Source organism: Pseudoalteromonas sp. C8 (genome assembly GCF_011378685.1).
GTDB lineage: Bacteria > Pseudomonadota > Gammaproteobacteria > Enterobacterales > Alteromonadaceae > Pseudoalteromonas > Pseudoalteromonas arctica.
Map to the genome: position 1 here is coordinate 79,623 of NZ_WTKT01000002.1, position 12,143 is coordinate 91,765.

At 37.9% G+C, this 12,143-nt stretch carries 13 protein-coding genes; 8 read left to right on the top strand and 5 right to left on the bottom strand.

Translation table 11 applies throughout. The features are described from left to right. Window positions 1-31 precede the first annotated feature (31 nt). Window positions 32-808: an EAL domain-containing protein gene (locus GQR39_RS02295; RefSeq protein WP_165734712.1), complete on the bottom strand. Its 777-nt coding sequence runs from the start codon at window positions 806-808 to the stop codon at window positions 32-34. A 218-nt stretch (window positions 809-1,026) separates the two neighbouring features. On the opposite strand from GQR39_RS02295, the gene GQR39_RS02300 reads away from it, so the two are divergent. Continuing rightward, entirely contained in the window at window positions 1,027-1,212 is a 186-nt protein-coding gene (locus GQR39_RS02300) for a 2TM domain-containing protein (protein ID WP_165734713.1), read from the top strand. Window positions 1,213-1,278: 66 nt separating this feature from the next. On the opposite strand, the gene GQR39_RS02305 is transcribed toward GQR39_RS02300, so the two are convergent. The 3 genes from GQR39_RS02305 to GQR39_RS02315 all read right to left on the bottom strand — a co-directional run bounded on the left by GQR39_RS02305 (window position 1,279) and on the right by GQR39_RS02315 (window position 3,507). After that, window positions 1,279-1,716 carry an OsmC family protein gene (locus GQR39_RS02305; protein ID WP_165734830.1) on the bottom strand — a complete coding sequence of 146 codons (438 nt, stop codon included), beginning with the start codon at window positions 1,714-1,716 and terminating at the stop codon, window positions 1,279-1,281. 130 nt (window positions 1,717-1,846) lie between these two features. Further along, complete coding sequence (locus tag GQR39_RS02310) at window positions 1,847-1,981, bottom strand: DUF2256 domain-containing protein (protein ID WP_121954948.1); 135 nt, start codon at window positions 1,979-1,981, stop codon at window positions 1,847-1,849. A gap of 2 nt (window positions 1,982-1,983) precedes the next feature. Then, window positions 1,984-3,507, bottom strand: coding sequence for a deoxyribodipyrimidine photo-lyase (locus tag GQR39_RS02315; protein ID WP_165734714.1), 1,524 nt, complete (start codon window positions 3,505-3,507; stop codon window positions 1,984-1,986). A gap of 120 nt (window positions 3,508-3,627) precedes the next feature. On the opposite strand from GQR39_RS02315, the gene GQR39_RS02320 reads away from it, so the two are divergent. The 6 genes from GQR39_RS02320 (at window position 3,628) to GQR39_RS02345 (ending at window position 10,659) form a co-directional block, all read left to right on the top strand. After that, window positions 3,628-4,236: a flavin reductase family protein gene (locus tag GQR39_RS02320; protein WP_165734715.1), complete on the top strand. Its 609-nt coding sequence runs from the start codon at window positions 3,628-3,630 to the stop codon at window positions 4,234-4,236. 43 nt (window positions 4,237-4,279) lie between these two features. Next, complete coding sequence (locus GQR39_RS02325) at window positions 4,280-6,211, top strand: S9 family peptidase (RefSeq protein WP_165734716.1); 1,932 nt, start codon at window positions 4,280-4,282, stop codon at window positions 6,209-6,211. A 75-nt stretch (window positions 6,212-6,286) separates the two neighbouring features. Beyond that, window positions 6,287-7,960 (top strand): YHYH protein, encoded by a 1,674-nt coding sequence (locus GQR39_RS02330; RefSeq protein ID WP_206007740.1) that lies wholly within the window; start codon window positions 6,287-6,289, stop codon window positions 7,958-7,960. Between the two features lie 9 nt (window positions 7,961-7,969). Then, window positions 7,970-8,500 carry a hypothetical protein gene (locus GQR39_RS02335; protein ID WP_165734718.1) on the top strand — a complete coding sequence of 177 codons (531 nt, stop codon included), beginning with the start codon at window positions 7,970-7,972 and terminating at the stop codon, window positions 8,498-8,500. Beyond that, on the top strand, window positions 8,500-9,945 hold the full coding sequence (locus tag GQR39_RS02340; protein ID WP_165734719.1) for an ATP-binding protein: 1,446 nt from the start codon (window positions 8,500-8,502) through the stop codon (window positions 9,943-9,945). The genes GQR39_RS02335 and GQR39_RS02340 overlap by 1 nt, the downstream gene beginning before the upstream one ends. A gap of 39 nt (window positions 9,946-9,984) precedes the next feature. Next, window positions 9,985-10,659 (top strand): response regulator, encoded by a 675-nt coding sequence (locus tag GQR39_RS02345; protein WP_101217776.1) that lies wholly within the window; start codon window positions 9,985-9,987, stop codon window positions 10,657-10,659. A 27-nt stretch (window positions 10,660-10,686) separates the two neighbouring features. Here the strand turns inward: GQR39_RS02345 and GQR39_RS02350 are convergent, their stop codons facing one another. Continuing rightward, window positions 10,687-11,544, bottom strand: coding sequence for a PA4780 family RIO1-like protein kinase (locus GQR39_RS02350; protein ID WP_007376869.1), 858 nt, complete (start codon window positions 11,542-11,544; stop codon window positions 10,687-10,689). A gap of 311 nt (window positions 11,545-11,855) precedes the next feature. Here GQR39_RS02350 and GQR39_RS02355 point away from each other — a divergent pair, with 311 nt between their 5' ends. Then, on the top strand, window positions 11,856-12,131 hold the full coding sequence (locus tag GQR39_RS02355; RefSeq protein WP_007581281.1) for an EF-hand domain-containing protein: 276 nt from the start codon (window positions 11,856-11,858) through the stop codon (window positions 12,129-12,131). Window positions 12,132-12,143 lie beyond the last annotated feature (12 nt).

Sequence of the window (12,143 nt, forward strand, 5' to 3'; positions counted from 1 at the left end):
TAAGATTTTAATAAATAATAGGTGTTGAGTATTAATCAGCACCTATGTCCTCAAAATTTACTTCAGGCAAGTTTTCAAAGCTTGGTTTGGCAAATAAATACCCTTGCATAAGTTCAACACCTGCGTTTTTAAGCCATGTATATTCTTGTACTGTTTCAATCCCTTCAGCCAGTGCGGTAATGTTTAAATCGCGAAACATATTTAAGCAATGAGTTACTATTAATTGGCGTTTTTTGTCGTTGCTTATATCGCGTATTAGCGCCATATCCAGCTTGATAATATCTGTTTGAAAGTCAGCCAGCAGATTTAAACCAGAATAACCTGCACCAAAGTCATCAGTGGCGGTTTTAAATCCGAGAGACTGATAGTAATCAACAACGCGTTTAATGTGTGCGGTGTCTTCTATTTTTTCTACTTCAGTAAATTCAAACATAATATTTTGAATTGGGAAGTTATACTTTTTTGCAGCTTCTAGTGTGGTGCGTATACATCGCTCTGGTTTATAAATAGCATTAGGTAAAAAGTTAATGCTTAGCATTGATGTTATGCCCAGCTTTGAGGCTAGTTGAATGGCTTTAATACGACAAAGCTGATCAAATGCATAGCGGTTGTCTTCATTCACTTTTGAAATGATTGAATAAGCAGACTCGCCATTTAAACCCCTAACTAGTGCCTCATAGCCATAAATAAGATTAGTTTTACAGTTTATAATCGGTTGAAAAGCCATAGAAAAATCAAATTCGAGATCGTTAGCGTCAGCACAGTTACTACACGTAACTTTTTCACAATCTTTTGATTTTTCGCTCATTTAGCTCATCCTCTTATGTTTATTTGTTTAGGTTAGTTGAGATTAGATTCTAACACAAATAGATTAAAGTATTGTTTTTTATGTTTTTATACATAATAAATGACTATGTAATTAAATGAAAAGTGATGACTAATGTCAGATCACTTAGTGACATTTAGCAGGTGTGTACGTTGCTTATTAAAACAATAATAGCGACATACATTACTTGGAGAATATAAATGAGCAATACAGTGACATTAGACAAAAAAATTAAAGGATATTTACTTATTTTAACTTTGCTAAGCGTTATAAATTTACTAACTTCGCCTAGTTATATATGGGTAGTATGGCCAGCAATTGGGATGGGAATAGGGCTTGTAGTAAGTACTTTGAGTAGGAATAAACCTAAAAATAATTCTTTATAATAAGCAAGCCAAGTAATTACTTGGCTTTTTTAGTAAGGAACTGTCTAAATAGTTAAGTCTAAATATTTAAAATGCTGATTGAAGTGTCGCATCTAGTGATATTTCGGTATTTAAGAGCTTGGAAATAGGGCAGCTCTTTTTGGTTTGCTCACATAAGGCTTGAAACTGCTCGTTTTGAATATGATCAATACGCGCTTTTACCTCAAGGGCAATATGCGTTACTGAAAAACCGTCATCTACTTCATCAAGGCTTACAGTGGCTTTAGTATCAATTTTATCTGCGGTAAAGCCTGCATCACCTAATGCAAGCGAAAGTGCCATACTAAAACATGCACTGTGAGCTGCACCTACTAATTCTTCAGGGTTTGAGCCTGCCTTATCTTCAAAGCGGGTATTAAAACCATAAGGTTGTTTATCAAGCGCGCCACTTTGAGTTGATATGCTACCTTTGCCTGTTTTAATATCGCCAGACCATGTTGAACTAGCCGTTTTTTTAATCGTCATCATCTTCTCCTTGCTTGAGTGTAAGCTTTTCAGGTTAGCTAAGCGTTATTTACAAAATAAACTTATATAAAGCCTTAAAAGCATTAATTGCTGATGATGTTGCAAAATAGACGCCAGTTAATTATTACTCTTATTTATTACGCCTGCAGCGCTCTGAACAGAAAATAACGTTATCCCAGTCGCACTGCCATTTTTTACGCCACGTAAAAGGTTTATTACAAATAGGGCATATTTTCTGAGGTAAGTTTAGTTTTTTGTGCGCCATGCTTACTTAGCCTTGCTGTTACTTTTAGTATCTGTTTTACTTTTTGTTCGAGTAACTTTTTGAGTACCCCCAACGTGCTTTTTAAGAATCCTCCCTATGGCGCGTTTAACATCGGCTCGCTCACGGTATTGCCATAAGCGCTCGCGTGCTTCTTTTGAGGCTGCTGTTAAATCAAGCATGGGTTCGGGATAATCCTCCCCTAACTTAAAGTCGTTAAAGAGTGCTTCCATTGGAGTTTGCTCCCAAGGCTGATGTAAATATTCAATAGGGAGTTTTTCAAGCTCGGGGCACCACTTTTTAATAAATGAACCTGTTGGATCTTGATCTTCTGATTGTTTAATTGGGTTGTAGTGCCTAATGGTGTTTATGCCTGTTACCGAGGCTTGCATTTGAATTTGCGGATAGTGAATTGCGGGCTCAAAATCTAAAAAGTAATTAGCGAGAGGAAAGCTTGCTTGCTGCCAGCTTATATTTAAATGATGCGTTACAAAGCTTACAAGCATGGCGCGCATTCTAAAGTTTATATAGCCGGTGGCTTTTAAGCAGCGCATGCAAGCGTCAATAATGGGAATACCTGTTTGACCTTGCGCCCAGCGTTCAATATCGTTTTTAACATGTTCATCATCGCGATACGGAAATACATGATAACCCGGATTAAGGGCTAAAAACTCCATAGAACATTCGCTCTCAAACTTTTGCATAAAGTGGCAGTGCCAATGCAAGCGCGATACAAACGCTGCTAGTGGGCGTTTCCAGCCTCTTTTATCAGGGTGTTTTGAATGATATTCATCAATGGCCATTTGATACACTTGCCTAAGGCTAATATTCCCCCACGCTAAGTACGGCGAAAGTCGGGAGCAATGTGTTTGGCTTAAACTTGGGCTCGATATTCCTTTTTGATAACCTTTACCGCGCTCGGCAAAAAAGCTCTGCATTACAGTTCGCGCATGCAGCGGGCCACCTTGTTGAAAGCTGTCGTGATCTTGCGTGTAAGCGCTTGGTAGCTCAGGTGTTTGGTAGTTATTGAGGGTAATTGTTTTTATACTCTTCCAATTAGGAACAGCAATAGGTTCTTGCATTGTTTGCTGCCAGTGTTCGTTCCAATTATTACGATTTTTTTTGCCGCGAATAACCGCGCCTGTTTGCGACTCTTGCCAATTAATATGGTTATGCTGGCACCATGCTTTTATTGCTTTATCGCGCTTAAAGGTGTTGTTTAAGCCTATTTCTTGATGGCTAAAAATATTAACTATTTCAAACTGTGCCTTTAACGATTCAAGTAAATCGCTCATATTTAAATTAAAGATATAAACACAGGCGTTAAAACGCGCTAGCTGATTATTTAACTCAACTATTGATTGATACACAAAGCGCCAGTGCCGCTCATTGTAGTGTGCATCTTCGAGCAATAATGGCTCAAAGTTATAAAGTAATAGGGTAGGTAAGCCATTACTGAATGCATTTTTTAATGGTTGATGATCGCTAAGACGCAAATCACGTTTAAACCACACGATGTTTATTTTCATATAATTTGTTTATTGCTTTAAATAGAGATAAAAATTAGCTTGTTATTTAACTGAGTCAGCCAAACCTATACGTAACTAACTTGAATTAAGATTTAGTTTTAATGTATTAAAAGGAAAAGTATGTTTTTAGATTTAACTGTAAATAAAGATCTTAATGTTTATTCGTATTTAGTTGGCGGGATCAGTCCTCGTCCAATTGCATGGATAAGTACATTAAGTAGCGACGGTGTGGCTAATATTGCTCCTTACTCATTTTTTACAGTAGCGAGTTGTAACCCACCAGTATTGAGTGTGACGCAAGTAAATCCACGCGATAAACCAAGTAAAGATACATTAATTAACTTATTAGCGACTAAAGAATGTGTGATTAACATTGTGAGCCATGAACTGGTTGAAAAAATGAATCAAAGCTGTGCAAACTATCCTAGTGGTGTAAGCGAATTTGATGCAGCTAACATCGCGCAAGCTCCAAGTAAGTTAGTTAATGCGCCAAGCGTTGCCGATTCAAAAGTACGGTTTGAATGTAAGTTACGCGAAGTTATTAGTATTTCAAATGAGCCTGGCGGCGGAAAAATGATGTTGCTGGATGTAGTGGGTATTTGTATAGACGATGAAGTGATGAGTGGTGGCTATATTGACCCTGAATTATTAAATGCAGTGGGCAAAATGGGCGGCGATTACTTTAGTACAACCAAAGATAAATTTTTGCTTAAAAGGCCGCAGTTGTGAAATAATAACCTATTTACGAACATAATAATAAAAGGATTTACGAATGTTTAAGTTCATTTTCACTTTGTTAATTGCTTTGCAAAGTTTTGGCTCTTTTGCCACACAAGATAAAAAACTACCTATAGAAGTTTTTGCAGGCTTAAAAGATTTTAGCCAAGTTAAGCTATCTCCCAATGGTAAGAACCTCGCTTTTGTAAGAAACCATCAAGGGACTTTAATCTTAATGGTTAAAAACTTGGAGACGGGGGTTACTACACCAATTATAAACTCAAATAACCATACAGTGTTTTTTGATTGGTATAACTGGGCAAATGATGACGTATTATTGCTTGGTGCTCGTTATATAAAGTATCAGTTTGGCGGAGTTAAATATACATCAACGCTTATGTATGCGTATAACTTTAAAAATGATAAAGGTCTTAAATTAGCTTTTAAAGCCAACACAGTAAGAGATGAGATCCAGCCACAATATTCAGACCGAATTGTTAGTTTTTTACCTGAAAAAGAAAATAAAATTTTAGTCGAGGGGGATTTTAAAATAGCAAATACCCCAGCAGTTTATGAGTTAGATTTAACTACATTACGTAAGACTCAAATACAAAGGCCACGCAGTAATGTAGTTACTTGGCTTGCCGACAGGCAAGGTAAAGTTCGTATTGCAAAAAAAATGGACGATACGCAATTTACTTACGATTATTTTGATGAGAATAAACAGTCGTGGGAAACTTTATTTGATTATGAAGTTTTTAGTAAGCAAAGCATTTCTATATTAGGGTTTGATAAAGACTCTAATTTTTTATACATCACTGCGTTACATGAAGGGCGCGATGCATTATTTAAACTCAATTTAACGACTAAAGCTCGCGAGCTAATTTATAGTAATACTAAATATGATTTTGATGGGTCTATTTTTTATTCACAACAAACCGGTGAAGTTGCTGGTTTTACTGATTCCCATTTAGATGATGGTATTAAATATTGGGATAAAGACTTAGATAAATTACATCGATCTTTGCGCGTATCACTCCCTAAAGATGAATATAAATTAAGCATTGTAAGTACCAGTAAAGATCAGCAAAAATATATACTTTATATCAGTTCAGACAAAACGTCTGGCAGTTATCTATTTGGGGATAGAGTTAAAAAGCAGGTGAGTGCAATCGCTGATGTTTACCCGAAAATAGATGCTTCTGTATACAGAGGAAAAAAACGCATTAGCTATAAGGCAAGAGATGGCTTAAAAATAGAAGGCTATTTAACTCTACCTGTAGAATATAAAGAAGGTGATAAGTTACCAACAATTATATTTCCACATGGCGGCCCTATGGCAAGAGATTATGCCAATTTTGATTACTGGACAGCTTTATTAGCCTATAACGGATATGCTGTTTTACAACCTAACTTCCGTGGTTCAAGTGGTTATGGGTACGACTTTTTAATGCAGTCAATTCAAGGTTTTGGTTTAGCTATGCAAGATGACTTACAAGACGGTGCAAACTGGTTAATTAATCAAGGAATAGCGCAAGCTGATAGCATTTGTATTGGTGGTGCTAGCTATGGTGGCTATGCAGCGTTAATGGCTGTAATTAAGCATCCAGAAACGTTTAAATGTGCGGCTAGTTTTGCTGGAGTCAGTGATTTAGAGTATTTAGTGAGTAAAGCACGATACTTTACAAACAAAAATATTGTTAGAAAGCAGTTTGGAACTGATGATGATTTGCTAGAAGCTAATTCTCCGGTGAATTTTGCTAAAAAAATAACTAGACCAATATTACTTGTACACGGAACTGATGACAGTGTTGTACCTGTTTACCATAGTAGAGAAATGCAGGATGAACTTGATGATGAAGGAAAAGATGTTACTTATATTGAGCTTGAAGATGGTGACCATTACTTATCTTATCAAGAGCACAGAGTTAAAACTCTTCAGGCATTTTTAGACTTTTTTGATAAACATTTGAAAAATAATAAATAGCCAGACTCCAGTTAAATAGCAAAAAGACAACTTGGGTTGTCTTTTTTGATCACAATTTTCCTTAGTTTGTGCACATTGTTTGCACTTTTACTTGTTAACTTTGTTTTATTAAACGTTAAAGTAAAGGTTCAAGTATTGAAAACACTTCTTAAAACAAAAGCCTCTAATGTAACTAAGTTATTTGCATTAAGCGCGCTTTGTATCGCTTTAAGCGCATGTAATAGCGATTCTACTAGTACTACAACAGACGGCGAGACAGTCAGTAATAGTGCTCCAACGGTTGACGCCGGTATTGACCAAACTGTTAATGCGAGCGATACCGTTTATTTAAGTTCAACAGTTGAAGATGATGGCGAAGTATCTGTTAGCTGGTCACAAACATCAGGCACTACCGTTAGCTTATCTTCAAGTACTGCAACGTCTACTGAGTTTGTTGCACCTGAAGTTTTAACCGATGAAGCACTTGTATTTGAAATCAGTGCAGATGACGGCACAAACGATGTCGTTGTAGATACAGTTATAGTTAATGTTATTGCTTCATCAGACTCAGACTTAGGCTCAGATACTGGTGCAGTTGATAATAGTGCAAAACTTACCAGCTGGTTAATTAACAACGATACAACCTCTACTTATATACAAAATAATGGTGCAGTGGTTGAAGACGTCCAATCGGTTGAGGTTGTTAGCGTTGCACAAGACGATGCTGACGTTGAATACATGTACGTGCAAACTACTGACATTCCTAAATATGATGTAACGCTTACACAAGACCAAGTAGACGCGTTAAATAACCGCCCGCGTGCAGCTACCGATTTTTATAACGGTGTAACCTCAGCAGCAGTAGGGCAAACCATTTCGTTTGGTGAAGATATTGGCTATAACAGCAGCACTGAAAACTGTGATGACACAGGCGGTGCAGGCTATTGGCCTCCAGGACCAGGTTGCCCAACAGAACAAACAGTTGAGGCGTATTTTCCGATAACACCTACCGATTTATCTGACACTGAAACTTGTGAAACAGGTTTAGGTACAGTTGGCTTAATGGTTAATGGCACCAGTATATTTAACTGGGGCGATGGTATGAACTACGGTAATAATATTTGGTATACATTAGCGCCCATTGCTGAGCAATACGATGTTGATGTGTGTGGCGGACATGCTGCTAACGGTGAATATCATCACCATTTTTACACTAGTTGCTTAGCTGATTTACTTGAAGATGATGGCGATGCGCATTCACCTATTTATGGGTTTGCAGCTGATGGCTATCCGCTTTATGGTCCTTATGAAAGTAACGGTCAACTTGCATTAAGCGGCTGGGAAATGCGTGATTATGGCGCGTCAGAAAGTGAAGGTGGTTGTGGTACTGAAGGTGAGCGAAGCTGTACTTTAGTCGATCAATACGATGTTAGCCAAGGCACACAAACAAGTGATGCAGGTCCTGCTATTGGCGCAGAAGTAACGACGCTCTCTGGTAATACATTAAATGCCGACGATGGTTATTACTTTGAAGATTTCTACTACGCACAAAAAACAGTAACCGGTGCTCAATTAGATGAGCATAACGGCCACGATACTAACGATGGCAAGGGTTATCACTACCATATAACACTAACGTTAGACAGTGATGGTAAATTACAGCCTTCTTTTCCTTATCAAATAGGGCCTCGTTTTAAAGGTCAATTAGCCGATAATTCAATTGGTCGCTGTGATACTGGCGAAACAATGGGTCCACCACCGGGAATGTAAGGAGTAACTATGCGTTATTTTAAATACGCATTGATCCTAACTACTGCTGCGCTATTGAGCTTTAAGCTCTTTGCGCAGCAGGAAATGATGGATCATAGCCATATGCCTATAGCAGTGCCAAGTGATACGCCAATCCCGGCATTAAGCCTTAAGTTATTAAAAGATAGTATGTCGGGTTATAACTTAATTTTAGATACGCAGCGCTATGATTTATCTGTACCCCCTGAGGGCGCAATGAACATGCAGCAAATGATGAGCGTTACTACAAACGATGACACGGGCTTTTTACAAGGTCATGCTCATTTATATATAAATGGGGTTAAAATACAGCGAATTTACGGACATGCATTGCATTTACCTGCTAACTTATTTAAAAGTGGTATAAATACCGTATCGATTACTTTAAATAATCATGGTCATATGTATTGGACCGCTCAGGGCAAAAAAATAGTTGCTACGCTGTATGTTAACGATCAAACCAAAGAGTTTATAACATACCGATTTGAAAGCTTTCCTAGCAAGGTTGAAAACACGAATTAATGAAAATTCATAATAAACTTTTTTTAATACTATTTAGTTTTACCTTTAGTGTTATTGCAGGGCTAGTAGTACTTATACAATGGAGTATAGGGCAAGGCGTAATTGATTTTGTTAATGCAAAAGAAGTAAAAGCGCTTGAACCACTTGTTGTGCAACTTGCAAAGCAATACGAACAAAACCCCTCATGGGAACGTGTTGTCGGCAATGGCGAAAATTTTAGAAAACTTATTGAATCGCAGCTAGAAAATAGCCAGTTTTTACCTAGGCCACCAGAAGGTCCAGGCCCCAGAGGGGGAATGATGCGACGGCCGCCACCCGATCATATTCGTTTAGGGGGAGAGCGCCGCCTACCACCTGAAAATATTGCTCACTACGCTTTGCTTGACGAAAATAAGCAGCTAGTAGTGGGTAGATACCTCAGCGATTTAAAATATATAACAACCCCAATTACAGTGGGCGATAAAACAGTGGGTTACTTAGCTGTATCTAAAAGAGATAGCTTGGTTGATGGTTATGAGCTTGATTTTTTACAGCAGCAAACTAACTACTTATGGTTTATTGCTTTAGCCGCTGTATTGCTTACATTGCTAGTTACCTTTTTATTGTCTCGTCACTTAGTTAGCCCAGTAAAGCAAATTGCTAATGGTATGCATCGCTTAACGCAAGGTAATTACGAGACCAAACTTACGCTTGAGCGAAAAGACGAATTAGGCCAATTAAGCGAAGATTTTAATATCCTTGCATTTACACTCGCTAAAGACGAGCAAGTGCGCAAACGCTGGCTTGCCAATATTTCTCACGAGCTTAGAACGCCAATGAGTATTTTGCTCGGTGAACTTGAAGCTATGCTACTTGGCATACGTGAGCCTAATGCAAAAAATATTAACTCGGCTAACGACGAGGCATTGCATTTAAAACGCTTAATAGATGATTTGCATATGCTCAATAGCGCAGAGTTAGGGGGTATGCATTACACTATGCAACCTACTGATATGGCTTTATTATTAAATACTATTGAGCAAAAATATCAGGTTATACTTGAGCAGCACAATATAAAAATTTACTTACTCAATAGCGCTAAACATATAACTGTACAAGCAGATAAAACACGCCTTTTGCAGCTGCTCGATAATATTTTAATGAACGCCGTGCACTATGCACAATGCACCACTATTTCATTAACGGCTAATAATATAAGCATTAAAGGGCAAACCTACTTAGAGCTTATAATTGAAGATAATGGCGTAGGTGTAGAGCAGTCGCATTTATCGCATTTGTTTGAGTATTTATATCGAGTAGATAGTTCGCGTAATCGCCAAGAGGGCGGTTCGGGCTTGGGCTTATCTATTTGCCAACATATAGTTAAAGGCCATAATGGTGAAATAGCTGCTGAAAAAGCCACTTTAGGCGGTCTTGTTATTATTATTAGGCTACCAACTATTTAGTTTATAAAAATAAGGTTGAGGTTACTTACAGAGATGCCTATGAGTGAACAAATACTGATTGTGGAAGATGAAGTAAAGCTAGCTAACTTAATGAGTGACTTTTTAAGTAGCCATCATTTTGTTACTCATCAAATACATCACGGAAATGAAGTATTACCTTGGCTTGAAATTAACAGGCCGAGCGTAATTTTGCTCGACATAATGCTACCAGGTCAAAGTGGTATTGAACTATGTAAAGCAATCAGGCGCTTTTCAAATGTGCCTATTATTATGGTATCGGCAAAAGTAGAAGAAATAGATAGGCTGCTTGGACTTGAGTTAGGTGCAGATGATTATATTTGTAAGCCGTTTAGTTATGCTGAGCTGGTGGCGCGAGTTAAAGCTATATTAAGGCGATTAAGTAACGCAAGTGATGTTACAGAGTCAACAATGAAGCTCGACGAGAGCACCTACAGCGTAAAATACAAATCAAGCAGCATAGAGCTAACGAACTTTGAATTCCAGCTATTTAAACCTTTGTTTAACAACCCAAATCGTATTTATTCGCGCGATAGTTTAATGGACACTATGTACGCCGATCAGCGTATTGTGAGCCATCGTACTATTGATAGCCATATTAAAAAGTTGCGTAAAAAACTAGATGAAGTGACACAAACTGAAAGTGTTATTCAGTCTGTTTATGGGGTTGGCTACCGATTTGTGCACCCGCAGTAAGAGGTATTAGTAAGCTATGACGATGAGCTACTCATCATCGTCAGCATTTTTAATTCGCTCTAAGCGGTCAAACTCTTCGTATTCGGCAGCTTGAATTTCATCAAGAATAGAATCTACATCGGCAAGTTCGTCACTGTCTTCAAATTCACCTGTAAGCGTTGAATTAGGCGTTAAATTGGCCTCTTCAAATAATGCCCACATTTCTTTAGCGTATTGAGTTTTTAGTATGCTTGGCGCAAATTCACCATAATAGCGGCGTATGTTATTTACATCGCGTGCAAACATAGCTTGTGCACTGTTATTTGCTGAAGCGTTAACTGCTTGCGGTAAATCTATAATTACAGGGCCGTTATTATCTACAAGTACATTAAATTCAGATAAATCGCCGTGTATTATACCTGCGCAAAGCATAAGCTTAATGTAATGCATCATGAGTTTATGCTGCTCAATCGCTTGCTCTTCACTAAAAACGACATGTCCAAGTTGAGGGGCTACGTTACCGTCCTCGTCCGACACGAGTTCCATAAGCAGCACGCCATCAATACAAAAATAAGTATCAGGAACACGTACACCCACGCCAGCTAAACGAGATAACGCATCAACTTCGGCATTTTGCCAAATCTCTTCTTCTAATTGACGGCCATAGCTAGAACGTTTACCCATAGCACGCGCTTGGCGTCCACCACGTACTTTTCGGCCTTCTTGGTATTGTGCCGCTTTTTTAAAGCTACGTTTAACCGCGTCTTTATACACTTTCGCACAGCGAATATGCTCACCACAGCGGACAATAAATACATCGGCTTCTTTACCGCTCATTAGTCGGCTTATAACTTCGTCAATAAGGCCATCATCAACAAGGGGTTGTAGGCGTTTAGGTATTTTCACAGATTGCCTGCTAAGTAGGGTTGGTTATTAATCATTATTTATGAAAGTGCTCTGTATTTGTTTGTTTAATTGGCTCAAGCAGTATATCAGCTTTGAGAATTAAGGGCAGTAACACTACTGCCTGAGAGTAATTAATCGTATTATTTTATTAGCTTATATATTGATTGCAAAGCAATCAACCAGAACTTTTTAAATAAGTATTTAGATTACTATTTTTTATCCAAATAATTTATTACTTCCTTATTATTTGCACATTGTTTGCGTTTTTAAAGCGTAAGCTTAGTTTAATTCTTAAATACGAGGTTATTACTATGAAGCATTTTTCAACTCTTGCCACTGTGGCAATATTATCTATTGCTTTTTCAGCTAATGTAGCTGCTCGAGGCGGTGACAATCCTCCTGAAAAACCTGATTTTTCAACTATTGATACTGATGGTGATGGCGTAATTAGCTTTGAAGAGTTTAGTGCTAAAAAACCGCCACACGGCGATGCACAAACAATTTTTGATTCTATAGATGCCGATGGTAATGGCGAAATTAGTGAACAAGAACTTAGCGATCATAAACCACCTCGTCGTGAACGCTGAAAGGATACTAAA

Bases quoted from the DNA above. Each gene is read 5' to 3' on its own strand.
- GQR39_RS02295 (WP_165734712.1), bottom strand. From the start codon at position 808: ATGAGCGAAAAATCAAAAGATTGTGAAAAAGTTACGTGTAGTAACTGT.
- GQR39_RS02300 (WP_165734713.1), top strand. From the start codon at position 1,027: ATGAGCAATACAGTGACATTAGACAAAAAAATTAAAGGATATTTACTT.
- GQR39_RS02305 (WP_165734830.1), bottom strand. From the start codon at position 1,716: ATGACGATTAAAAAAACGGCTAGTTCAACATGGTCTGGCGATATTAAA.
- GQR39_RS02310 (WP_121954948.1), bottom strand. From the start codon at position 1,981: ATGGCGCACAAAAAACTAAACTTACCTCAGAAAATATGCCCTATTTGT.
- GQR39_RS02315 (WP_165734714.1), bottom strand. From the start codon at position 3,507: ATGAAAATAAACATCGTGTGGTTTAAACGTGATTTGCGTCTTAGCGAT.
- GQR39_RS02320 (WP_165734715.1), top strand. From the start codon at position 3,628: ATGTTTTTAGATTTAACTGTAAATAAAGATCTTAATGTTTATTCGTAT.
- GQR39_RS02325 (WP_165734716.1), top strand. From the start codon at position 4,280: ATGTTTAAGTTCATTTTCACTTTGTTAATTGCTTTGCAAAGTTTTGGC.
- GQR39_RS02335 (WP_165734718.1), top strand. From the start codon at position 7,970: ATGCGTTATTTTAAATACGCATTGATCCTAACTACTGCTGCGCTATTG.
- GQR39_RS02340 (WP_165734719.1), top strand. From the start codon at position 8,500: ATGAAAATTCATAATAAACTTTTTTTAATACTATTTAGTTTTACCTTT.
- GQR39_RS02345 (WP_101217776.1), top strand. From the start codon at position 9,985: ATGAGTGAACAAATACTGATTGTGGAAGATGAAGTAAAGCTAGCTAAC.
- GQR39_RS02355 (WP_007581281.1), top strand. From the start codon at position 11,856: ATGAAGCATTTTTCAACTCTTGCCACTGTGGCAATATTATCTATTGCT.